Raw genomic sequence first — 22,845 nt, 5'->3', positions numbered from 1 at the left:
AATATGCGAGAAAAATCATGAGACTTAAACTAACCCATGTAATGCATGTGAGCAATAAAATTGCCAGCGACTTTGTGCGTTCAGAACTATTAGAATTAAAAGCCCCTAGAGAACTATTGTGTGAATTGATAGAAGAAATTTTAGAAAAAAGCGTTAAAACAGAAAATGCTATAGATGAGCAAGCACGAGAACTTTTAGAAGAAAACACTGATGAAATAGAATTTATGCGGATGGACGAAAGACAGCTCTTTTGGATGATTAAAAGACAAATCGCTCAAAAAGAGGGCTTTCATTTGGCTTGGGAAGATAGGTGCAATGATTTATCGCACCAAATTTTAAATAAAATCCTAGATGAAGACTTGATTATGTTTAGCGTGAGTGAAAATTTGATTAGAAATTTGATTTACAAATCCATTGACACCTACTCTAAGATGTATGAGAGCATTGAAAGCGAAGTGCATGAAAAAATCAAACATTACAAACGCAAACTGCCCGTAGGAAGCGATGAATACGAGCTAGTGTTTGAAAGGCTGTATGAAGAAGAGTTAAGGCGTAAAGGCTTTTTATAATGGTCTCTCTCTACTTAGAAAATGGGCTTTTTTTACAAGCTCAAAGTTTTGGAGCTAGTGGCACTCAAATAGGAGAGCTTGTTTTTAACACTTCTATGAGTGGCTATCAAGAAGTTATCAGTGACCCTAGCTATAAAGGGCAATTTGTGGTTTTTAGCATGCCAGAAATTGGTATTGTAGGCACTAATGTTAAAGATGATGAATCCCCTTTTTGTTGTGCGGGTATTTTGGTGCGTCATTACAACGAGTTTTTTTCTAACGCAAGGGCGAATCTTAGCTTAAGCGCTTATTTGAAAGAGCGAAATGTTTTAGGCATTAGTGGCATTGATACAAGAAGTTTGATTAAAACCTTACGCAATAATGGGTGCTTGATGATGGTAGCTTCCACTATAGAACATGACAAAAACAAGCTTAAAGAGATTCTAAAAAACGCTCCCAAAATTTCTCACTCCCCTTTAGTAGAAAGCGTTTCTACGCAAAAAATCAAAACACATAAGCATGGTGTTTTTGATTTCAAAACTTTAGATTACAAGCCTTTTGATGAAACAATGCCGCATAAAACTATCGCTGTGCTAGACTTTGGGGCTAAGGGCAATATCTTAAACGAGCTTCAAAGCGTAGGGCTAAAAGCTCTCATTTATCCGCATAATACTCAAGCAACAGAACTCATCAAAGCCTATGAAGATAAAGTTATTAATGGCATTTTTCTCTCTAACGGGCCGGGCGACCCCTTAAGCCTACAACAAGAAATTGAAGAAATCAAGCAACTAATTGAAGCAAAAATCCCTATGTTTGGCATTTGTTTAGGGCATCAATTACTCTCTATCGCACAAGGCTATCCTACCTATAAGCTAAAATTTGGTCATCATGGGAGTAATCACCCCGTTAAAAACCTAAAAACAAACGCCATTGAAATCACCGCACAAAACCACAACTATTGTGTGCCTGAAGAGATTGAAAAAATCGCTGTTATCACACACCGCAATCTTTTTGACAATACCATTGAAGGCGTGCGTTATATTAACGCTCCCATTATTTCTGTCCAGCACCACCCAGAGAGTAGCCCTGGCCCTAAAGAGAGCCATTATATTTTTAAGGAATTTGTGAAGTTATTAGAGAAATTTTAGGGGAATAGAGAGTTTTGAGTGACTACAAAGAAAGAGAGCAGGAGTCATTTGAATACCAAAAGCACCAATTAGAGATTTATAAAGTTCTTAAAGAAGGAGCAAGACAGATGGACTTATAACTTTCAAGGAATCTATATTCAAGCTTTAAGCGTTCTTATTATCGTTCCCTTAGGAGCATTTTGGTTTCTATGGACAAACGCTGACAAATTGAGTTTAGAGACAATCTATTTTGTCATAGAGTTAGTGCTTATTTTTATTGCTGGGTTTGGACGAATTGCTATACTTAATACATTAAATAATTTTAGAGACAAATTCAATCGGCGTTGCAAGACTTTACAAATATGCCTTACACACCATAAATTAAGACTAAGAGATTTACTCACTAACGAAGAAAACCAACAAAAAAATCAAAAACACAAGCCATAGACCAAGTCAATGTTGTGCGTTACCTAAAATGGGTTGATGATTTTATTATCGTGCCAATAGCCATGGTAGCAATAGGCTTTTTACCCTTTGTAAGCATGGGTTAATGGCATTAATAATTCTTTTCTAATAATATCTTTTAATTCTTTAATACTACTTCTCACCATAACATCAAACTACATCTATGAAAACTCTCGTTTAAACCATAAAAATTCTCCAATGTTTCCCATATTAGCAATATTTCCTATTATATTTTTTGTAAGAATTGAAACATTAGCTACCATGCATAACGAATTTTCTTTATGGTTAACATTTGCATTTTTTACAGAATTTTTTTATTAGCATTTAGTGGGTTGCTCATAAGCGAAAAGAGAGATGTTCTAAAAAGCTTTCAAACTTGGGTTCAAACTAAACGCATTGTAACAGCCTTTCCGAAAAGCTCACTAGGATTCTCTTGGCGGTATATCTTTTTATTTTGCTTAATTTTATTCGCAGGTTTTGTTGTTTCTTTCTTTTGTGGCAAAGAAAGCTCTCAAACATCTGTCGCTGTGTTGTTATTGATAGTTAGTTTCGCATATATCTCTATAAGAATTTATCAGCTTGTTACATTTTTTATAATGTTGTATCAAACTCGCAAAAGAATTAAAAAGATAAAAATACAAAAGTTTATTTGCATACTACTTAAACCTACTGTGCTGATAGAAGTTTTACCGTTTTTGCTAAACATTCTTATTGTCATACTAATTGCTTGTGCAACTTGGAATACATTCTCTTATGACTCTCAAACTAGTTTTGATAGTTTTATAATCAAAGACTTAAAAGAGGCTGTTTTAAATCTTTCTTTATTAACATTTATACTTTTCTTATTTATATTTTTCTATAAAACACGAACTAATCAAAATATACAATTAGCCACTATAACAATAGGATTTTGGCTCTCTCTCGTATATGGTATATATTTTTCCTTTAAAATCTATCAACAACCAAGTTTTAAACAAGACCCTAAAACTATCTTTTCCCTTACCACTGAAAAATCCCAGCAAATTTGCTGCAAAGTTCCACAAAGCATATAATCTCACACCCCCTTACCCCTTTAACAAATCCTAAAAACTAGGATTTCTAACTTAAACCTAAAAAATCCACCCCAAAATCCCCAAAAATTGACTATAATATACCCCATTAAAAGAGATATTTTAATATTTAAATCTGTATCATATTCGTAGAGCTATAACAAAGCAAAACCTTATTTAAAGGTTTATAATCCAATTTAACATAGGAACTTGATTTGCAACCCATATGGAAACTCTTAATCCCCCAACTAACTTTTAAAAATATAGTCGTAGCCATCTTGTTTGTCGCTGTGGTTGTTTTAAGCATTTGCTTTTTTGTTTTTTATAAAAATGCATTGGTAGAAAGAGAGACTTGTAAAATGGGCGTGGATTTACAAAATGAAGCCTTAAAAAAGCAGGAGTTAGATGTTAAAACCTACAACAAAGAGCATTCTAAAACCGAAAAGCAAATTGAAAAAAAGTATTCTCAGGCTCAGAAAGACAAGCGAATTGAAAAAGAGACTAAAGACGCTCCCCCTACAGATAAAGAACTCAAAAAAGTTGAAAATCTCATTGAGACTTTTAAAAAAGAAGAAAAGAAATAACGCTTTTTCAAATGAAAGTCTTTTCAAGCCTTCTTCAATATTAAGTATTAAGGAACTATGATGTTTAAAACCACCTTTCTTGCTTTGGCAATTCTTTTTATTCTCTCGGGGTGCTATAGAGTGTATAAACCGATATACATTCCTACCAAATGTGAAATTGAAATGCCCACACGCCCCACGCTCTCTAGCACAGAAATCAGCGAAAACATGAAAGCCTTACTTATCTATACAGAGACTTTAGAAAAGGATTTGCAATTTTGTATTAAAGGCACTCCATCAAGTGTGAAAAAGTAAAATATTGCCTTAAAAATACTTTGCCTGTTTCTATCTGTTTGTGTCCTTAAGAGTCCTTATTCATAGACTTTGGACTGTAGTTTTGGAAACCCCTTAAAGAGATGCATTAGAAAGTCCTATATTTCGCCATTTTGGATAGGTATAGAAAAAATAGAACGCATAAATCACCGAGTTTAACAGAAGAAGATAGCCCATCGCTTTAAAACGATAGGCTCCAGTTTAAGGCTATAAGCAAAACGCTTTTTAAAAAAGCGTTTGAATGTGTTTCTAAAACCTTTAGAAGATTGCTTACGCTCAAGAGTGTTTGGGTTTTTGCTTTTCTTTATACTCCATAATCATACTATGGATTTCATCTTTTAATTTTAATTTTTGTTTTTTCATGTGGCTGATTTCAGCATCGCTGGCATTTTGTTGCTCGGCGGTTTTAATATCATCATCTAGCTGGTTGTGCTGTTCAAAAATCTTGTCAAAATGCGGATTACTCGCTTTTAACACACTGATTTCATCTCTAAATTCGTGAAACATGGTTTTCTCCTTTGTTTTGGATATAAAGTATAATAAACTATCTTTTTAAAAAAGTAACTTAAAAGAGCTATAAAATAGTCTTAAGGGTGTGATAAAACAACAAAAAGGAATTCTATGGGTATTCGCAACGAATTTTTACAATTTTTTAAAAGTAAGGGGCATGAGATTTATCCTAGCATGCCCTTAGTACCTAATGACGCCACCTTACTTTTTACTAATGCAGGAATGGTGCAATTTAAGGATATTTTTACAGGTATTGTGCCAAGACCTAGCATTCCTAGAGCGACTTCTTCACAATTATGCATGCGAGCAGGCGGTAAGCATAATGACTTAGAAAATGTTGGTTATACCGCAAGACACCACACCCTTTTTGAAATGCTAGGGAATTTCTCCTTTGGAGATTATTTCAAAGAAGAAGCGATTGTGTTTGCATGGGAATTTGTAACTAAGAATTTAGGTTTTAAGCCTAAGGATTTATATATTAGCGTGCATGAAAAGGACGATGAGGCGTTTAAATTATGGGAAAAATTTGTCTCTATAGATAGAATCAAAAAAATGGGCGATAAAGACAATTTTTGGCAAATGGGCGATACAGGGCCTTGTGGGCCTTGTAGTGAAATCTATATAGACCAAGGCGAAAAACACTTTAAAAGCGGTGAAGATTATTTTGGGGGCGAAGGCGATAGGTTTTTAGAAATTTGGAACTTAGTGTTTATGCAATACGAACGCTCTAGTGATGGCATTTTATCGCCCTTGCCAAAGCCCAGCATTGATACAGGCATGGGCTTAGAAAGAGTGCAAGCTCTCTTAGAAAACAAGCTCAATAATTTTGATTCTTCGTTATTTACACCCCTAATGAAAGAAATTAGCGAGCTTACAAGCTTAGATTATACCAGCGAGTTTCAACCAAGCTTTAGAGTAGTGGCTGATCATGCAAGAGCGGTGGCGTTTTTGCTCGCTCAAGGGGTGCATTTTAATAAAGAAGGTCGTGGTTATGTGCTAAGACGCATTTTAAGAAGAGCCTTAAGACATGGCTATCTAATGGGTTTAAAAGAGACGTTTTTATACAAAATTGTGGGCGTGGTGTGCGAGCAATTTGCTAGTGTGCATGCGTATTTGAAAGAGTCTAAAGAAAATATGATGAAAGAGTGCTTTGAAGAAGAAGAGCGTTTTTTAGAGACTTTAGAATCTGGCATGGAATTATTTAATTTGTCTTTAAAGCATTTAGATGAAAATAAAATCTTTGATGGAAAAATCGCTTTCAAACTCTATGATACCTTTGGATTTCCTTTAGATTTAACGAATGATATGCTAAGAAGTTGTGGGGCATGTGTGGATATGAAAGGCTTTGAATGTTGCATGCAAGAACAAGTAGAACGCTCTAAAGCATCATGGAAAGGTAAGCAAAATAACGCTGATTTTAGCACCATTTTAAGCACTTATAAGCCTAATGAATTTGTGGGGTATGAGACAATGGAATGTTCTACTCAAGCATTAGGTTTTTTTGATAGCGATTTTAAAGAAATCACAGAAATTAGTCCTAAAGAAGAAGTCTGGGTATTGTTAGAAAAAACGCCTTTTTATGCAGAAGGTGGAGGAGCTATAGGAGATAAGGGCGTGCTTTTAAAAGAGAATGAAGAAGTGGCTCTTGTATTAGATACGAAGAACTTTTTTGGGCTTAATTTTTCACTTCTCAAAGTTCAAAAACCCCTTAAAAAAGGTGTAAAACTCATAGCAAAAGTAAGTGATGAGCGATTTGAAGTTGCAAAACACCATAGCGCGACGCATTTATTACAAAGCGCATTAAGAGAAGTTTTAGGCTCGCATGTGAATCAAGCAGGGAGTTTGGTAGAATCCAAACGGTTACGATTTGACTTTTCGCATTCCAAAGCATTAAGTGGAGAAGAATTAGAAAAAGTAGAAAGTTTAGTTAACGCTCAAATTTTTAAGCACTTAAAAAGCCAAGTGGAGCATATGCCTTTAAATCAGGCTAAAGACAAGGGAGCATTAGCTTTATTTAGTGAAAAATATGCTGAAAATGTGCGGGTGGTGAGCTTTGAAAAAGCGTCCATTGAATTGTGTGGGGGTATTCATGTGGAAAATAGCGCACTTATCGGTGGGTTTAGAATTGTAAAAGAAAGTGGGGTGAGTAGTGGGGTAAGACGCATTGAAGCGGTGTGTGGGAAAGCCCTTTTTGAATTAGCTAAGAGCGAAAATAAAGAGCTTAAAAACGCTAAGATTTTACTCAAAAACAATGATTTAATCGCTGGCATTAACAAGCTTAAAGAGAGCGTGAAGAATATTCAAAAAGCCCCCGCTCACATTGACTTACCCATTGAAAACATTAATGGCACAAGTGTAGTTGTAGGTATAGTGGAAAATGGCGATGTGAAAGAAATTATTGATAGATTAAAAAATCAGCATAAGAATTTGCTCGCTATGGTGTTTAAAAAAGATAATGAACGCATAAGCCTAGCATGCGGAGTGAAAAATGCCCCCCTAAAGGCGAATGTGTGGGCTATGGAAGTGGCACAAATTTTAGGGGGTAAAGGGGGCGGAAGAGATGATTTTGCTAGTGCTGGGGGTAAGGAGTTAGAGAAATTGCAAATAGCGGTTAACTTAGCTAAAAGTATCGCTTTAAAAGCCTTAGAGAAATAGCATGGAACTTATTTTAGGTTCTCAATCTAATTCTAGGGCTAATCTTTTAAAAGAGTGTAAGATTAAGTTTAAACAAAAGGCATTAGACTTTGATGAAGAAAGCTTGAATGTAACAGACCCTAGAGAGTTTGTCTATCTAGCATGCAAGGGTAAATTAGAAAAAGCAAGAGAGTTAGTTAAAGATAATTATGCTGTGATTGTGGCTGATAGCGTGGTGAGCGTGGATAACAACATGCAACGAAAGGCCAAAAACAAGCAAGAAGCCCTTGAATTTTTAAAACTTCAAAGCGATAATGAAGTAGAGATTCTAACTTGCTCCGCTTTGATTACCCCCACACTAGAATGGCTAGATTTATCTAGCTTTAAGGTGCGTTTAAAGGCGTTTAATCCTAGTGAAATAGAAAAATACTTAGAAAGTAACTTATGGCAAAATAGTGCAGGCTGTGTGCGATTAGAATATTTTCATAAGCCCTATATTAAAAGTTCAAGCACAAATTTAAGCGTAGGGTTAGGGCTGAATGTTGAAGGCTTAATGGGGGTGTTGAAATTAGAGGTTTAGAAAGAAATAAATCGCTTTTATTATTATTTTTATAGTATCGTTTGATGAAAATTCAAGCGATATTTTTGAGTGTGGCTACACTTTGTTGTTATAAACATTATTATTTAATCTTTATTTTATAAAATATCAAATAACTTTACGCTTTTAACCGATAAACCCCCTTGACAAACAAAAAAAAAAACGATACACTCACATTTCAATATACAAATACAAGGGGTTGTTAATGTGGTCTTTATCTCATATTGCTGTATCTAGTTTGGTTGTTGTTTTGGGGTTAGTGGTTGTTGGTATTCTTATGTTGATGAAGCAAGATTTTGCTGAAAGCAACGATAAAAGCAGTAAGGGTTTTCTTGGAGGACTATTTAGTGGAGGAGGCGTTTGGGCGTGGCTTACTGGAGGTTCAGCAGTAGGAGCTACTTCTGGCTTAGCAACACTTGGATTGGGAAGCATGTTTTCTGGGTCTTGGTGTTGCAATGGGTGTTGGTCTGTTGGCTTCTTGGCTTATCTCAAGAAAGAGAAGTCTTACACCGAGTGAAAAGTTTAAAATTTTTATTTTAAGTATCATTTCATTTTTATCAATACTTGTTATGATAGGGTTAGGTGCGTATATCATTTGGTTTTTTGATAGCTTATCTTTTTAGGGAACAATAGGTTGGTGTGGAGCTTATTTGGCTGTTTGTATTGCTCCGATTATTACAAATGCAATAATATATAGCATATTAGATGATTTATAGTTGGCTTGTTACAATTCTTTTAAAATTACCCCTAAAAGCTAAGAAACTATCTCAAGTTTAAAATGTTTTCTTAAGCTTGTTGTGTTCGCTTCTTAATAATGATTATTTTTTTTTGGAACGAAATTTAATCAATACGATGGAATAATTTTCAATTTTACTTTTTATTGCAGAATTACATAAAAGATTTAAAAGCATATTATAATCAAGAAATATAAAATCAAAGCATTAATAGTGTTTTATTTTAATATAAATAATAATAATAAAGTAATCTCGGAATGCAATAATGAGTAATAACATAGTTAAAGTTTCTAATAAAATTAACGGAATGCAGAATTTTGAAATCTACAAGAAATTAGAGTCTGAAAGCACGACAATGGAGGAAAAAGCTAGGCGTTTGGTAATTTTGTTTTATGCGTCCATTCTTGGTTCGATTGTTGGTATTATTACCCCTATTTATAAATTTCTTGCTAATTTTTTAAATTTAGAAAAACTTTATGTTGCATTATCAATGATTTTTATTATTGGTTTATCGATACTAGTCACAAGTATTGCTCGTGAAATTCTTGATGAGATTGTCTGTAGATATAGAGATAAATATTTGGTCAAAAAATATTGGCTAAAAGTTTGGAGAGAATCTATTTTTGCTATCCGTATAAACAAAAAACAATTAAAGATATTCGTAAAAAAGAGAAAAATGTTCTAGATAGCATGAAGAAAGTCCAAGAAAACAAGAAATCTCAATTATTGTGTAAAAAATTTGACAATACAGAATTTAATTTATTTATGTATCTTTTATCGTTTAGATTTGCGGGGTATTTCATTTTTGGAATGATTTACCTAATTGTTTCTTCTGCGATAACTGTATGGTTTATAGAGCCACTAAATAGTGATGAAAAAATAAAATGTTTCATAGATTATTGTTATTTGTATAATATAGAACAGATAATCCAAAGTAATATTTGGATTTATTTTAAGATTATTTTCTTACCTCCAATAATATTTTTTATAATTTTTATATTTCCTAAAAAATTACAAAAGTTAGATAGCAATTTAAAAATCAATAAATTCTTGGTGTGGTTGTTTTGCAAGGCTAAATTTATATTATTAAAAATATCTCAAAATATGTTTTCGTTTTGGATTTTTTATGTTTATAGTGTAGGTTATTGCATTGTTCAATTTTATGGACATGATGAATTTTCTATGTATATCTTGGTATCTTATATTTTGTTGTTGTCTTTGGGTTTAAGGCTAGAGTCTTTTTATAAAAGGTTTTTAGCAGTAACTTTATTCCCTTTTTTGCTCTTTTTTAGAGAGAAAAAATATTTTATTGGAGTTCTTAATGCTTGTTTATGGTGGGTTTGGGCGTATAGTGTAATTATTTTATATATCTTTCAAGTTACAATAGGAGACTTTATTCTAGATATTAAAAATGATTCTATAGAAATGGTCAGATGGGTGTCTTTAGGCGTATTTATTCTTTGGACTTTTACTGCCTTATATGGTTTAAGAGAACTAGTTGTTAAAAAGAGATAATATAAGCATTAGGGAGTTTTAAATGATTTTCAAGTTTGTGTTATTGTTGGTGGTAGTGATTGGATTTATCTTTGTTGGAAAACAAGAAAAAATCACCAAAGAAGTGTTAATTGATAGCGGTCATTTTGGAACAAAATATAATTTTGATACAGCTCTCAAAATAGTTCGAGACAGAAAATCTAGCAAAGAAGACAAATCTGAAGCTTATTATGAGTTAGGGAGTATTTGCGAAAGGTATGCAGACAAATTGCATAGAGAAAATCAAGATAAGGCAAAAATAGAAAAATATTACGATATAGCTTTTAGGAGCTATTTAAATTCAGCAGAGTTAGAAAATTTCAAAGCTTACAGCAATTTGGCAAAGATGTATCATTATGGAAAAGGCACTAAAAAAGACATTCAAAAAGCTAGTCTTTATTATGAAAAAGCATGCCGAGCATATAGTAGTAATCCTTTTTTAATAGCTGATTGTTATGAATGGGGTAAGATAAAAGGTTTTCATAATCCAATGACTTTTTTGAAAGAAAAATGCACAAATAAAGATGCTGAAGCTTGTTTTATGATAGGAGCACTCCAACAGACCTATTCGCTTGATAATAAAAACTCTAGTTATTACTGGATACCATATAAAGAATTGGGTTTGAATGTAATGTCTCAAGAAAATGCTCTATTTTACTTCAAAAAAGCCTGTGATTTAGGTCATCAACAAGCTTGTGATGAGATAAAAGCTTACAAAAACAGCCTAAAGAGTAAAAACCTTAGATTTTGAGAAAGTTTAGAGTTGGTAAAGACTAAAACTCTAAGCTTTTATTTTTTTTACTTTTTCACACTTGATGGAGTGCCTTTAATACAAAATTGCAAATCCTTTTCTAAAGTCTCTGTATAGATAAGTAAGGCTTTCATGTTTTCGCTGATTTCTGTGCTAGAGAGCGTGGGGCGTGTGGGCATTTCAATTTCACATTTGGTAGGAATGTATATCGGTTTATACACTCTATAGCACCCCGAGAGAATAAAAAGAATTGCCAAAGCAAGAAAGGTGGTTTTAAACATCATAGTTCCTTAATACTTAATATTGAAGAAGGCTTGAAAAGACTTTCATTTGAAAAAGCGTTATTTCTTTTCTTCTTTTTTAAAAGTCTCAATGAGATTTTCAACTTTTTTGAGTTCTTTATCTGTAGGGGGAGCGTCTTTAGTCTCTTTTTCAATTCGCTTGTCTTTCTGAGCCTGAGAATACTTTTTTTCAATTTGCTTTTCGGTTTTAGAATGCTCTTTGTTGTAGGTTTTAACATCTAACTCCTGCTTTTTTAAGGCTTCATTTTGTAAATCCACGCCCATTTTACAAGTCTCTCTTTCTACCAATGCATTTTTATAAAAAACAAAAAAGCAAATGCTTAAAACAACCACAGCGACAAACAAGATGGCTACGACTATATTTTTAAAAGTTAGTTGGGGGATTAAGAGTTTCCATATGGGTTGCAAATCAAGTTCCTATGTTAAATTGGATTATAAACCTTTAAATAAGGTTTTGCTTTGTTATAGCTCTACGAATATGATACAGATTTAAATATTAAAATATCTCTTTTAATGGGGTATATTATAGTCAATTTTTGGGGATTTTATAGTTTTTGTTATCATCTAATATCCCCCAAAAACTCTTTAGCAATGCTCTCGTAGGTATAGTCTTTAACAATTTCGTGTAATTTTAATGCTCTTTTCCATAAAGCATGCGTTTGCCATAAGCCTTATAGAGATTGGCTACTTCTTTATTCTCATCACAGAGTAAAATCACATTTAAAGAACATTGGCTGATAAAATCTTGATGCGATTTAGCACTATCAGGGCTTACGCCTACCACGATAGCATTTTTCTTTTCAAATTCGCTAAATAAAGCGCTAAAATCTTGTGCTTCTAAAGTGCAACCAGGTGTGTTATCCTTAGGATAGAAATATAGCACCACTTTTTTATGGAGCAAATCTTTTAAAGAAATCTCTACGCCATCGCTATTTTTTAACCTAAAGTTTGGAGCGACTTGTCCTGCTTCTAATTTTTGCATTTCTATCCTTTTAATAAAGAATGACAGCGACTTTTTGAGGCCCATGCACTCCAAAAACGGTTTTTAGCTCAATATCAGCTGTCCTACTAGGCCCACCAATAAAGAGCATGTTCGTGGGCAAAACGCCATCTTTACTTTGATTTTTTAAAGCTTGAATGCCTTCAAATAAATTCCGCACAATAGATTCTTTTTTTAACAAAATAATGCAATTAGTCGTAATGAGTGAAAGCAATCTCGGGCTTGCGTGTGAAGATGTTGTCCCACTAATCCCTAAACTTGAAATCCCACAAACCCCATGCAACAAAGCGGTATCAATATTAAATAACACCTCTCGCATTTCTTCAATTTTTTTATCATAGGGCTGTAAAGAAAAATCTTTAAAAACTTCAAAATTCAAATCTAAATCCGTAGAGTGTAAGATTTTTTCGCTTTTGAAACTTTCTAAAACCTTTAGAATGTCTTGTTCCAAATTTTCTTTGGTGCTTTCAATGACTTCGGCTTTATTCAGCAATTGAAAATGCTTGTATTCTTCTACTAAATCTTCAAACTCTACCTTGATAATATTTCTATAAACAGGGTTTGCTCCCTTAATGGTGTGTTTAGCTCTAGCCTCTTTAATGCGATTTAAAATCAGTTCTTTACTCATAAATAACCCCTTCTAAATGTTGAACTTTTGCATGCAAGCTTGTATCCATATTAGGTAAGGTTCTAAATCTAGCCCACTCTTTGACTAAGGGTAGTAGGGGGGCAAAAAGCTTGCCTAAAGGCGAGAAGAATTGAGCCATTTTCAATTGAAAACGCCATTTAGCCCCATTGCTTGCCATATCGGCAAACATTTTCATAGAGAATTTTTCCATACCGCTATGTTGCATGTCTTTCACACCTTTGACTACGCCCCTACCTTCGCCCACTTTATCAGAGCGTAAATCTCTAATGAGTTCAGCTAATGGAATTTCTACAGGACACACTTCGCTACAACGCCCACAAAGACTACAAAGATTAGGAATATGCCCATAATTATTCAAACCAAAGAGCTGGGGTGATACCACCACGCCTATAGGACCTGGATAAGTAGAAAGGTAGGCATGACCACCGATTTTATCATATACAGGGCAGTGGTTTAAGCAAGTGCCACAGCGAATGCATGACAAAGCACGATAATATTTTTCATCAGCTAGAATATTAGAGCGGTTATTGTCTAGTAAAATAATGTGTGCCTCTTTAGGGCCATCTAAATCATCGTTTTTCCTAGGGCCTGTAATAATGTTTTGATAGCAAGTGATAGGCACGCCTACCGCACTTGGAGCGAGCAAATTATTTAAAATCGCCACATCATCAAAGCTTTCTACTAATTTTTCAATCCCACAAATGGCGACATGCACATCACAAGCGGTGGTGCTCATTCTGCCATTGCCTTCATTTTCAACTAGCCAAATCGCCCCTTCATTTGCAATGGCAAAATTAACCCCACTAATCCCCATTTTAAAGCTTTCAAATTCCTTGCGCATATGCTTTCTAGCAATAGCATTAAGCTTTTCAGGCTCTTCTTCATAGGCGGAGTTAAGCTTTTCTTCAAAAATCTTACCGATTTGTTTGCGGTTTTTATGCACTGCAGGCACCACAATATGCACAGGGTGTTCATCAATGAGCTGGATAATCAATTCGCCCAAATCCGTTTCTTGGGCTTGAATGCCCTTTTCTTTTAGATAATGATTTAAACCGATTTCTTCACTCGCCATAGATTTTTGCTTTAAAATGCGATTAATATTCTTTTCTTTAGCAAGATTATAAATGATTTCATTGGCTTCATCGCCATCTTTTGCGTAATGGATTTTAAAGCCGTTTTTGGTAGCGTTTTTTTCAAAAATTTCTAAATATTCATCAAGCCTAGAGAGAATTTTAAGCTTGACTTCCTTACCCAAATCCCTTAAATTTTCCCATTCGCTGTAACGATTTTTGATGAGATTCTTACGATTAGTGCGTAAGGTATCCATAGCAGAGCGTAAATTTTCTCTTAATTGCTTATCGCCTAATTGGTCAGTGATTATCTCTTCGTATTCTTGGTCGCTATGATGTTTTTCCATGTTAAATTCCTTAAATGTTAAAGTCCGAGCCTTAAGGCTAAGAAGTCATAAAAATGCATGGGTTTTGTTTGAGAACCCATTTTTTGCATAGCGGTGCTAATATTCATCAAACACCCCGCATCTGCTGAAACAATCACATCTACTTGACGGCTTTCTATATCTTTAATCTTTTCTTTTACCATAGCCGCTGAAATTTCAGGCTCTTTGACCGAAAATGTTCCCCCAAAACCACAGCATTCTTCTTCTCTCTCTAATTCAATTAGCTCTACATTTTTAAGCTGTCTAATAAGGTTCTTAGCGCTAGTGATAACCTTGGCTACTCTTAGGGCATGGCAATTTGAATGCCATGTGATTTTAAGTGGCTCGCCTTTGTCTTCATACTTGACTTGCAATTTTTTATCCAAAAATTCGCTTAACTCATACACCCTAGCGCAAAAATCTTTAACCATGTTAAATTCAGCATGCCCTTCAAACAATTCTAAATAATCATGTTTCATCATACCTGTGCATGAACCACTAGGTAAAATAATGGGGTAGTCGTTATTAGAATAAAGCTTGATATTGTGTAAAACGACTTTCTTAGTCTCTTCATAATACCCTGAGTTGTAGCTTGGCTGACCGCAACATGTTTGGTCTTTTTTAAAAATAACTTCCAAATTTTCTTTACGAAGCAATTTGATGGCATTAAGCGATGCGTTGCTATAAATGGCTGTTCCTAGACATGTGGCAAAGAAATTGACTTTCAAGTAATGCTCCTTAAAATTCCTAAGAGTTCTAAACTCATATGATACTCAAAATTGATAAGATTGTGATAAAAAGTTGATAGACCCACTCTCTTGGATATTGTTACAAAAATAAACTGTAGACGCACTAAATTTAACTTAACATTAAATACTACTTAAAATTAGTTTTTTCTTTTAAGTAAGATAAAAAACAGATTTTTAAATTATTTAAGGAAAGCTTATGGAATTTCATCAAGTCTATGACCCATTGGGCAATATTTGGCTGAGTGCTTTGGTGGCGCTATCGCCTATCGCACTCTTTTTTATCTCTCTCATTGTATTTAAGCTCAAGGGCTATAGTGCCGGATTTTTAAGCTTAGTGCTTTCGGTGGTTATTGCGTTGTTTGTGTATAAAATGCCTACTGAAATGGTAAGTGCGAGTTTTCTCTATGGGTTTTTATATGGTTTGTGGCCGATTGCTTGGATTGTGATTGCAGCGATTTTTCTCTACAATCTCTCGGTGAAGTCGGGGTATTTTGAGATTTTAAAAGAAAGCATTTTAAGTCTTACGCCTGATCATAGAATTTTAGTGATTTTAATTGGCTTTTGCTTTGGCTCATTCTTAGAAGGGGCTATTGGTTTTGGGGGTCCTGTAGCAATTACTGCAGCGATTTTAGTGGGCTTAGGTTTAAGCCCCTTATACGCCGCTGGATTATGCTTAATTGCAAATACCGCCCCTGTAGCTTTTGGAGCGGTGGGTATTCCTATTACAGCTATGGCAAATGTAGTGGGTATCCCTGAGTTAGAGATTTCTCAAATGGTGGGGCGTGTGTTACCTATCTTTTCTATCGGCATTCCTTTTTTCATTGTGTTTTTAATGGATGGTTTTAAGGGTATTAGAGAGACCTTTCCTGTAGTGGCTGTTACAGGGTTTAGCTTTGCTATCGCACAATTTTTTAGCTCTAATTATTTAGGGCCACAGCTCCCTGATATTATTTCAGCCTTAGTATCTTTGATTACTACGACTTTGTTTTTAAAATTTTGGCAACCTAAAAATATCTTTACAAGCCATGGCGAAAAAGTAGAAATTGGGGTTAAAAAACACCATATCTGCAAGGTTATTGTGGCGTGGATGCCTTTTGTGTTACTGACAATTACCATTATCATATGGACTCAACCTTGGTTTAAGGGTTTATTTAAAGAAGGGGGAGTCTTGGCGTTTTCTAGCTTTGCTTTTGAGCTTGAATCCATTAGTCAAAAGATTTTTAAAACCGCTCCCATTGTTACTGAAGCGACAAGTTTTCCTGTTGTGTTTAAACTCCCTTTAATTTTAACGACAGGCACTTCCATTTTTTTAGCTGCAATTTTGAGCGTTTTTTTACTTCGTGTAAAAATAAGTGATGCAATAGGGGTATTTGGTGCAACCTTGAAAGAAATGCGTTTTCCTATTCTTACTATAGGTTTGGTTCTAGCGTTTGCGTTTGTGGCTAATTTCAGCGGAATGAGTGCCACACTAGCTTTAGCCCTAGCTGATACAGGGCATGTTTTCACATTCTTTTCGCCTATTGTGGGGTGGCTTGGAGTGTTTTTAACCGGAAGTGATACAAGCTCTAATCTCTTATTTGGCTCTTTGCAAATGCTCATTGCCACGCAGCTTGGTGTGCCTGAAGTGCTTTTCTTAGCGGCAAACACTTCAGGGGGCGTTGTGGGTAAGATGATAAGTCCACAAAGTATTGCCATAGCCTGTGCGGCGGTAGGATTAGTGGGTAGAGAGAGTGAATTATTTAGATTTACGGTAAAATACTCTATCGCTTTGGCGATTATTATGGGAATTGTCTTTACTCTTATTGCCTATGTCTTTCCTTTCATTATTCCTACAACCTAATTAAGGGGGTCTATTAGGGAAATCTAGCACTAAGAGAATACTTTTTAAAGGAAGTTTTAGTGTTAGAATTTCATCAAGTTTATGACCCTTTAGGTAATATTTGGTTAAGTGCTTTTGTAGCCTTACTACCTATTTTATTGTTTTTCTTATCTTTAATTGTTTTTAAGCTTAAAGGTTATAACGCCGCTTTTTTAAGTGTAGCGCTATCTGCTGTTATCGCTGTTTTTGTGTATAAAATGCCTGTGAGTATGGTAGGCTCAAGCTTTGTCTATGGGTTTTTATATGGTTTGTGGCCGATTGCTTGGATTATTATTGCAGCGATTTTTTTGTATAAGCTAAGTGTTAAATCAGGCTATTTTGAAATCTTAAAAGAAAGCGTTCAGTCTATTACTTTAGACCATAGAATTTTAGTGATTTTAATTGGCTTTTGCTTTGGCTCATTCTTAGAAGGAGCCATTGGTTTTGGAGGGCCTATTGCAATTACTGCAGCAATTTTAGTTGGCTTAGGTTTAAGCCCCTTATACGCTGCTGGATTGTGTTTAATTGCAAATACTGCCCCTGTAGCTTTTGGAGCAGTGGGTATTCCTATTACAGCTATGGCAAGTGCAGTAGGGGTGCCAGCGATTTTGATTTCAGCTATGGCAGGTAAAATTCTCTTTTTTGTGAGTTTATTGGTGCCGTTTTTCATTGTGTTTTTAATGGATGGTTTTAAGGGCATTAAAGAGACTTTTCCGGCGGTTTTTGTAGCGGCTTTTTCTTTTGCTATTGCACAATTTTTAAGCTCTAATTACCTAGGGCCAGAGTTACCGGGCATTATTTCAGCTCTTGTTTCATTGGTATGCACAGCAATATTTTTAAAATTTTGGCAACCCAAACACATTTTTAGAAGCGATGGCAAAGTGGCAACGCTCACTAAGAGTAATTACCATGTGTGTAAAGTTTATGTTGCTTGGGCGCCTTTTGTGATTTTGATTTTAACGATTGTGCTATGGACACAGCCTTCTTTTAAGGCTTTATTTGAAAAAGATGGCTTGTTAGCTTATTCTAATTTCTATTTTGAGTTTAGTAATATCAGTAACAAGATTTTTAGAAGTCCGCCTTTTGTAGAAGTAGGCCAAAGCGTAAGCATTCCTGTTGTTTTTAAATTTCTGTTGATTAATACCGTTGGCACTTCCATTTTTTTAGCCGCTCTTATTAGCATGTTTGTGTTAAGGGTAAAAGTGAGTGATGCTGTTGGTGTCTTTAATGAAACCTTGAAAGAAATGCGTTACCCTATCCTTACAATTGGTCTGGTCTTAAGCTTTGCTTTTGTGTCTAATTACAGCGGAATTTCTTCCACTCTAGCTCTAGCACTCACGCATACCGGTGCTGCTTTTACCTTTTTCTCGCCTTTAATTGGATGGGTGGGGGTATTCTTAACCGGAAGTGATACAAGCTCTAATCTTTTATTTGGTTCTTTACAGCAGCTTACCGCTCAAAGACTAAACATTCCTGAAGTTCTCACTCTAACTGCAAATACGGTGGGTGGCACTTTGGGTAAGATGATAAGCCCACAAAGCATTGCCATAGCTTGTGCGGCAGTAGGCTTAGCGGGTAGAGAGAGTGAATTGTTTAAATTTACGGTTAAATACTCACTTATCTTTGTAGTGATTATGGGGATAGTCATTAGTGCGATTGCGTATTTAGCCCCAGAAATAGTGCCTGTGCCACCAGCAAGTTTAAACTAAGGCTTAGGCTTATTTTGAGTTTATTTGACAATGATTAAAGCCCCTTTTAGTAGGAAGCGTTGAAAAATAAAGTGGGTTTAAATTCAGCCATTCTTGTGAATGTTTGTTAGAGTGGCTAGGGTTTTTCAAATCCCCATAAGCAATAGCTCCCATAACACTTCTATAGCATTGCAAGCTATTTTGGCTTGTGCTAGGATTTGTGCAAGCACTCAAAAGAATGAGCAAAAATAAAAAAGCGCATGTTTTTAGCATAATTTAATCCCCTAATAGATTTTTGCTTTTTAAAAATTTTAAAATTTTAAGTGTCATAGAGCTTATCGGTAAGGTCTCTAAGTCCTTAGAGCTATAGAAATTAATAGGGTTTTCTAAATCTTTTGTGCTTGCTAAATAAAGGTTTAAGTTGAGCTTGAATTTGGTATGGCTGTGTTTGATAGTTCCTAAAAAGGGGAGCTTGAATTGTAAATTTTCTTTCAAACTAGGAAAATGATGCATGCCAAAATAGAGTTTTTGCTCTATTTTTTCTAAAGCGATTTCTTTATTTTCTATTACAATGCCTAAGTAACGCTCTTCTTGAATAATTTCTTGCTTTTTCTTAAGCGTGTGTTTTTCTAGGTTGTTTTTACCTAAGCAATAATCATTGAAACAGCAAATCTCGCACTTAGGCTTTGGGGTGCAAACTAAAGCTCCTAAATCAATAAGGGCTTGGTTATGATTAAAGCTCTCCTTAAGATTAAGAAACTCATTAGCTTTTGTTTGCAAGTCTTTTGTGCTTGTATCCAAGTTTAAAGAAAAAAGCCTTAAAAGCACTCGTTTAATATTAGCATCTACGCATGCGGTGTTTTCTCTGAAACCAAAACATAAAATCGCATTAGCGGTATATGCACCCACTCCTGGAAGCTTAATTAAGCTTTGATAGTTGTTGGGTAATTGTGAGCTATGTTCTTTTACGCAAATTTCAGCACTCTTTTTTAAATTTTTTGCCCTTGAATAATAGCCAAGACCTCGCCAAAGCAATAAAACTTCTTCTAATGGGGCGTTAGCCAAGTCTTTTAAAGTGGGAAAAGCTTGTAAAAAAGGGAAGTAAAAACGCTGAATGACCGTGTTGATTTGTGTTTGTTGACTCATCACTTCACTGATATAGATTTCATAAGGGGCGTTAATTCCTTTTAAATTTCTAAAGGGTAAATCCTTTCGCCCATGTTCTTCATACCATGTTAAAAGGGCGTTGTGCAAGGCTTTCAATTATAGCCACCTAAAAGCGATAGTTTTTACCCAAGGCACACACACGCTTAAAAACACGATTAAATACACTAAACCAAAAATGAATCCTAATCTCCAAAAATCCTTGCTCTTAATATACCCACTTCCATAATAGATGGTTGATGGACCTGTGCCATAGGGCGTTAAAATACCCATAATTCCTAAAGTTAGCATTAAAAACAAGCTCAATTCTTGTAAATTCACCCCTTCAACATTTGCGCCTATTCCTACAAAAAGGGCGAATAAAGCACTCACATGAGCGGTAATGCTCGCAAAGAAATAATGTGATACATAAAAGAGAGCTACAATAATCAATACCGCTACAAAAGGCTCTAAATTAGCTTGTTGGAGTAATTCTTTAGAGAAATTTCCCATATAATCTAAAAAGCCCACATTTTTAAGCCCACTAGCCATAGTGAGTAAGGCCCCAAGCAATAAGAAAATGTTGAAAGCACTTTTATTTTTGATAATATCTTCATAGCTGATGATTTTCACAAAAGCCATTAAAAGCATGATGATTAAAGCAACAGTGCTTGCATGTAAGCCTAAAGTTTTAGAAAAAATCCAGCCAAGCAAGGCTAGTAAAGTAAGATTTAGCATTAAAATTTCTTTTAAAGAAAAACCTTTCATTTTTTCTAATTCTTGTTTAGCCCATAAACTCACTTCTTTAGAGCCTTTTAAGGTGGGGGTGCAGGTTTTATAAGCAAGTAATGGCACAAGCAAGAGTAAAATAATTCCACAAGGTAAGAAAGCTAGAAACCATGAAAGCCATGAGATTTCATTCACGCCCATTTTGGTTGCAATCTCCATAGCTAGTGGGTTAGGGGCTAGTGCGGTTAAAAACATTGATGAAGTGATACAAGTTGAAGCCAAAGCAACCCACATCAAATACGCACCGATTTTTGTAGGATTATCATTAGGTGTTGAACCCATTAAGGGCGGAATAGAAGAGATTATAGGATAGAGTATGCCCCCACTTCTAGCGGAATTGCTAGGAATAAAAGGGGCTAAACACAATTCGCTTAAAGTAATCGCATAGCCTAAACCTAAGGGGGTTTGACCTAAGAATCTAATCAGTAAAAGTGCGATTCGTTTTCCTAACAAGCTTTTTTCATACCCTAAGCCTAAAATAAAAGCGACAAACACAAGCCACACCGTTTTGTTTGCATACCCACTTAAGCCCCAAGAAATAGCTTTATTAGCATTCACTATTCCACTACTAGCTCCGATTTTTAAGGCTACACACACCATTAATGCACTTAATGCCACCAAACCAGCTGGCACAGGCTCTAAAATCAGTCCTACAATCATGCCTATGAAAATACAAAAATAAAGCCATGCGTTAGGGTTTAGACCGCTAGGCACACCTACAAAATACAAGAATAACGCACCCATAATAGGAGCGAGAATTAAAAGAGTTCGTTTGAGCATACCTAAGCCTTTAATTGCCTACTACTAAAAAAATATGAATAATGTTACAAAAAAATTCTAAAGATTAAGCATTTTGAAAATGATAACATTTTATAATTACACATTTGCTTTGTTAAATTCACTACAAATAGGAGCATGTATGCAAGAAAGCACGCCTTTAAGTTATGATTATTCTATTAGCAAATTGTTCCTTTATGCAATGATTGCATTTGGGATAATAGGCATGCTAATAGGGATTGTGCTTGCGTTTGAGTTATCTTTTCCAGGGTTGAACTATATTGCAGGGGAGTATGGTATTTTTGGTCGCTTGCGTCCTTTACACACTAATGCGGTGATTTATGGTTTTACGCTTGGGGGGATTTGGGCGAGTTGGTATTATATCGGTCAAAGGGTGCTTAAAATCACTTACCACCAGCACCCCTTTTTAAAATTTGTAGGGTTGCTGCATTTTTGGTTATGGATTGTTCTATTGATTTTGGCAGTTGTTAGTTTATTTGCTGGTATTAATCAGACCAAAGAATATGCAGAACTTATGTGGCCTTTAGATATTCTTGTAGTTGTAGTATGGGTGCTATGGGGGATTAGCATGTTTGGAAGTATGGGTGTGAGAAGAGAAAATACTATTTATGTATCCTTATGGTATTATATTGCTACTTATGTGGGGATTGCTGTAATGTATATTTTCAATAATCTTTCTATCCCCACTTACTTTGTGGCTGATGTAGGAAGTATTTGGCATTCTATCTCTATGTATTCAGGTAGTAATGATGCACTTGTGCAATGGTGGTGGGGGCATAACGCTGTAGCCTTTGTATTTACAAGTGGTATTATTGGAACAATTTATTATTTCTTGCCTAAAGAGAGCGGTCAACCTATCTTCTCCTATAAGCTTACTTTATTTTCTTTTTGGAGCTTGATGTTTGTCTATATTTGGGCAGGCGGACACCACTTGATTTATTCTACCGTTCCTGATTGGGTGCAAACTCTCTCTAGCGTGTTTTCAGTGGTATTGATTTTACCTTCTTGGGGAACAGCTATCAATATGCTATTGACTATGCGTGGTCAATGGCACCAGCTCAAAGAAAGCCCTTTGATTAAATTTTTAGTGCTTGCATCAACATTCTACATGCTCTCTACTTTAGAGGGTTCTATTCAAGCGATTAAGAGCGTGAATGCTTTAGCACACTTTACCGATTGGATTGTAGGGCATGTGCATGATGGTGTGCTTGGATGGGTAGGCTTTACTCTAATTGCAAGCATGTATCATATGATGCCTAGAATGTTTAAAAGAGAAATTTATTCAGCCAAACTTATGGATTTCCAATTTTGGATTATGACTTTAGGCATCGTGTTATATTTCTCATCTATGTGGATTGCAGGAATCACACAAGGTATGATGTGGAGAGATGTAGATCAGTATGGAAATCTTACTTATCAATTCATCGATACAGTTAGAGTTTTGATTCCTTATTACAATATTAGGGGTGTTGGAGGCATTATGTATTTAATTGGATTTATTATTTTTGCTTACAATGTGTTTATGACTATTACTGCAGGCAAAAAATTAGAGCGTGAGCCTAATTATGCTACGCCTATGGCTAAGTAAG

24 protein-coding genes and 1 pseudogene are annotated in these 22,845 nt (G+C 35.0%); 15 read left to right on the top strand and 10 right to left on the bottom strand.

From position 1 onward, the window contains the following. The first annotated feature begins 17 nt into the window (after positions 1–17). The 6 genes from HCD_RS03400 (at position 18) to HCD_RS03375 (ending at position 4,067) form a co-directional block, all read left to right on the top strand. Entirely contained in the window at positions 18–569 is a 552-nt protein-coding gene (locus HCD_RS03400) for a DUF507 family protein (protein WP_014659192.1), read from the top strand. Beyond that, positions 569–1,696, top strand: a complete 1,128-nt coding sequence (gene carA / locus HCD_RS03395) for a glutamine-hydrolyzing carbamoyl-phosphate synthase small subunit (protein WP_014659191.1) — start codon at positions 569–571, stop codon at positions 1,694–1,696. Before HCD_RS03400 ends, carA begins: the two co-directional genes overlap by 1 nt. A 207-nt stretch (positions 1,697–1,903) precedes the next feature. Further along, positions 1,904–2,122, top strand: a complete 219-nt coding sequence (locus tag HCD_RS03390; RefSeq protein ID WP_014659190.1) for a hypothetical protein — start codon at positions 1,904–1,906, stop codon at positions 2,120–2,122. 299 nt (positions 2,123–2,421) lie between these two features. Beyond that, complete coding sequence (locus HCD_RS03385; protein WP_014659189.1) at positions 2,422–3,192, top strand: hypothetical protein; 771 nt, start codon at positions 2,422–2,424, stop codon at positions 3,190–3,192. A 212-nt stretch (positions 3,193–3,404) separates the two neighbouring features. Beyond that, positions 3,405–3,773, top strand: coding sequence for a hypothetical protein (locus tag HCD_RS03380; protein ID WP_014659180.1), 369 nt, complete (start codon positions 3,405–3,407; stop codon positions 3,771–3,773). A gap of 60 nt (positions 3,774–3,833) precedes the next feature. Continuing rightward, positions 3,834–4,067: a hypothetical protein gene (locus HCD_RS03375; RefSeq protein WP_014659181.1), complete on the top strand. Its 234-nt coding sequence runs from the start codon at positions 3,834–3,836 to the stop codon at positions 4,065–4,067. Positions 4,068–4,361: 294 nt separating this feature from the next. Here HCD_RS03375 and HCD_RS03370 read toward each other — a convergent pair whose 3' ends face one another. Next, positions 4,362–4,592 (bottom strand): YdcH family protein, encoded by a 231-nt coding sequence (locus tag HCD_RS03370; RefSeq protein WP_014659188.1) that lies wholly within the window; start codon positions 4,590–4,592, stop codon positions 4,362–4,364. A gap of 114 nt (positions 4,593–4,706) precedes the next feature. On the opposite strand from HCD_RS03370, the gene alaS reads away from it, so the two are divergent. From alaS to HCD_RS03340, 6 genes are all read left to right on the top strand, one after another. Beyond that, positions 4,707–7,250 (top strand): alanine--tRNA ligase, encoded by a 2,544-nt coding sequence (gene alaS / locus HCD_RS03365; RefSeq protein ID WP_014659187.1) that lies wholly within the window; start codon positions 4,707–4,709, stop codon positions 7,248–7,250. A gap of 1 nt (position 7,251) precedes the next feature. After that, positions 7,252–7,809, top strand: coding sequence for a septum formation inhibitor Maf (gene maf, locus HCD_RS03360; RefSeq protein WP_014659186.1), 558 nt, complete (start codon positions 7,252–7,254; stop codon positions 7,807–7,809). Between the two features lie 223 nt (positions 7,810–8,032). Further along, entirely contained in the window at positions 8,033–8,344 is a 312-nt protein-coding gene (locus HCD_RS03355) for a hypothetical protein (RefSeq protein WP_014659185.1), read from the top strand. Positions 8,345–8,868: 524 nt separating this feature from the next. After that, positions 8,869–9,246 carry a hypothetical protein gene (locus tag HCD_RS03350; RefSeq protein WP_158308553.1) on the top strand — a complete coding sequence of 126 codons (378 nt, stop codon included), beginning with the start codon at positions 8,869–8,871 and terminating at the stop codon, positions 9,244–9,246. A 5-nt stretch (positions 9,247–9,251) separates the two neighbouring features. Continuing rightward, the gene (locus HCD_RS03345; protein WP_014659183.1) at positions 9,252–10,076 is read left to right on the top strand and encodes a hypothetical protein; all 825 of its coding nucleotides are present in this window, start codon (positions 9,252–9,254) and stop codon (positions 10,074–10,076) included. A 22-nt stretch (positions 10,077–10,098) separates the two neighbouring features. Further along, a complete protein-coding gene (locus tag HCD_RS03340) occupies positions 10,099–10,845 on the top strand; it encodes a tetratricopeptide repeat protein (RefSeq protein WP_014659182.1) in 747 nt (248 codons plus the stop codon). A 47-nt stretch (positions 10,846–10,892) separates the two neighbouring features. Here HCD_RS03340 and HCD_RS03335 read toward each other — a convergent pair whose 3' ends face one another. The 6 genes and pseudogenes from HCD_RS03335 to HCD_RS03310 all read right to left on the bottom strand — a co-directional run bounded on the left by HCD_RS03335 (position 10,893) and on the right by HCD_RS03310 (position 14,959). Further along, on the bottom strand, positions 10,893–11,126 hold the full coding sequence (locus HCD_RS03335) for a hypothetical protein (RefSeq protein ID WP_014659181.1): 234 nt from the start codon (positions 11,124–11,126) through the stop codon (positions 10,893–10,895). A 60-nt stretch (positions 11,127–11,186) separates the two neighbouring features. Beyond that, positions 11,187–11,555: a hypothetical protein gene (locus HCD_RS03330; RefSeq protein WP_014659180.1), complete on the bottom strand. Its 369-nt coding sequence runs from the start codon at positions 11,553–11,555 to the stop codon at positions 11,187–11,189. A 226-nt stretch (positions 11,556–11,781) separates the two neighbouring features. After that, positions 11,782–12,129: pseudogene (locus HCD_RS03325) on the bottom strand (peroxiredoxin); the annotation flags it as partial. A 10-nt stretch (positions 12,130–12,139) separates the two neighbouring features. Continuing rightward, entirely contained in the window at positions 12,140–12,775 is a 636-nt protein-coding gene (locus HCD_RS03320; RefSeq protein WP_014659178.1) for a LutC/YkgG family protein, read from the bottom strand. Beyond that, positions 12,768–14,213, bottom strand: coding sequence for a LutB/LldF family L-lactate oxidation iron-sulfur protein (locus HCD_RS03315; RefSeq protein WP_014659177.1), 1,446 nt, complete (start codon positions 14,211–14,213; stop codon positions 12,768–12,770). The genes HCD_RS03320 and HCD_RS03315 overlap by 8 nt, the downstream gene beginning before the upstream one ends. A gap of 17 nt (positions 14,214–14,230) precedes the next feature. After that, positions 14,231–14,959 (bottom strand): (Fe-S)-binding protein, encoded by a 729-nt coding sequence (locus tag HCD_RS03310; RefSeq protein WP_014659176.1) that lies wholly within the window; start codon positions 14,957–14,959, stop codon positions 14,231–14,233. A gap of 217 nt (positions 14,960–15,176) precedes the next feature. Here HCD_RS03310 and HCD_RS03305 point away from each other — a divergent pair, with 217 nt between their 5' ends. Together HCD_RS03305 and HCD_RS03300 are read left to right on the top strand one after the other, a co-directional pair. Beyond that, positions 15,177–16,820, top strand: coding sequence for an L-lactate permease (locus HCD_RS03305; RefSeq protein WP_014659175.1), 1,644 nt, complete (start codon positions 15,177–15,179; stop codon positions 16,818–16,820). Between the two features lie 59 nt (positions 16,821–16,879). Beyond that, positions 16,880–18,547: an L-lactate permease gene (locus HCD_RS03300; RefSeq protein ID WP_014659174.1), complete on the top strand. Its 1,668-nt coding sequence runs from the start codon at positions 16,880–16,882 to the stop codon at positions 18,545–18,547. Positions 18,548–18,556: 9 nt separating this feature from the next. Here the strand turns inward: HCD_RS03300 and HCD_RS03295 are convergent, their stop codons facing one another. The 3 genes from HCD_RS03295 to HCD_RS03285 are packed head-to-tail and all read right to left on the bottom strand — an operon-like array spanning position 18,557 to position 21,238. Continuing rightward, on the bottom strand, positions 18,557–18,799 hold the full coding sequence (locus HCD_RS03295; protein WP_014659173.1) for a hypothetical protein: 243 nt from the start codon (positions 18,797–18,799) through the stop codon (positions 18,557–18,559). 3 nt (positions 18,800–18,802) lie between these two features. Next, positions 18,803–19,789, bottom strand: a complete 987-nt coding sequence (locus HCD_RS03290) for an adenine-specific DNA glycosylase (RefSeq protein ID WP_041594820.1) — start codon at positions 19,787–19,789, stop codon at positions 18,803–18,805. After that, complete coding sequence (locus tag HCD_RS03285) at positions 19,790–21,238, bottom strand: DASS family sodium-coupled anion symporter (RefSeq protein WP_014659171.1); 1,449 nt, start codon at positions 21,236–21,238, stop codon at positions 19,790–19,792. A 139-nt stretch (positions 21,239–21,377) separates the two neighbouring features. Here HCD_RS03285 and ccoN point away from each other — a divergent pair, with 139 nt between their 5' ends. Next, a complete protein-coding gene (gene ccoN / locus HCD_RS03280) occupies positions 21,378–22,844 on the top strand; it encodes a cytochrome-c oxidase, cbb3-type subunit I (RefSeq protein ID WP_014659170.1) in 1,467 nt (488 codons plus the stop codon). Position 22,845: the final 1 nt, after the last annotated feature.

The organism is Helicobacter cetorum MIT 99-5656, from assembly GCF_000259275.1.
Taxonomy (GTDB): Bacteria; Campylobacterota; Campylobacteria; order Campylobacterales; family Helicobacteraceae; genus Helicobacter; species Helicobacter cetorum.
Note: the sequence above shows the minus strand (reverse complement) of the source record. Positions and strands in the feature narration are given on the sequence as shown.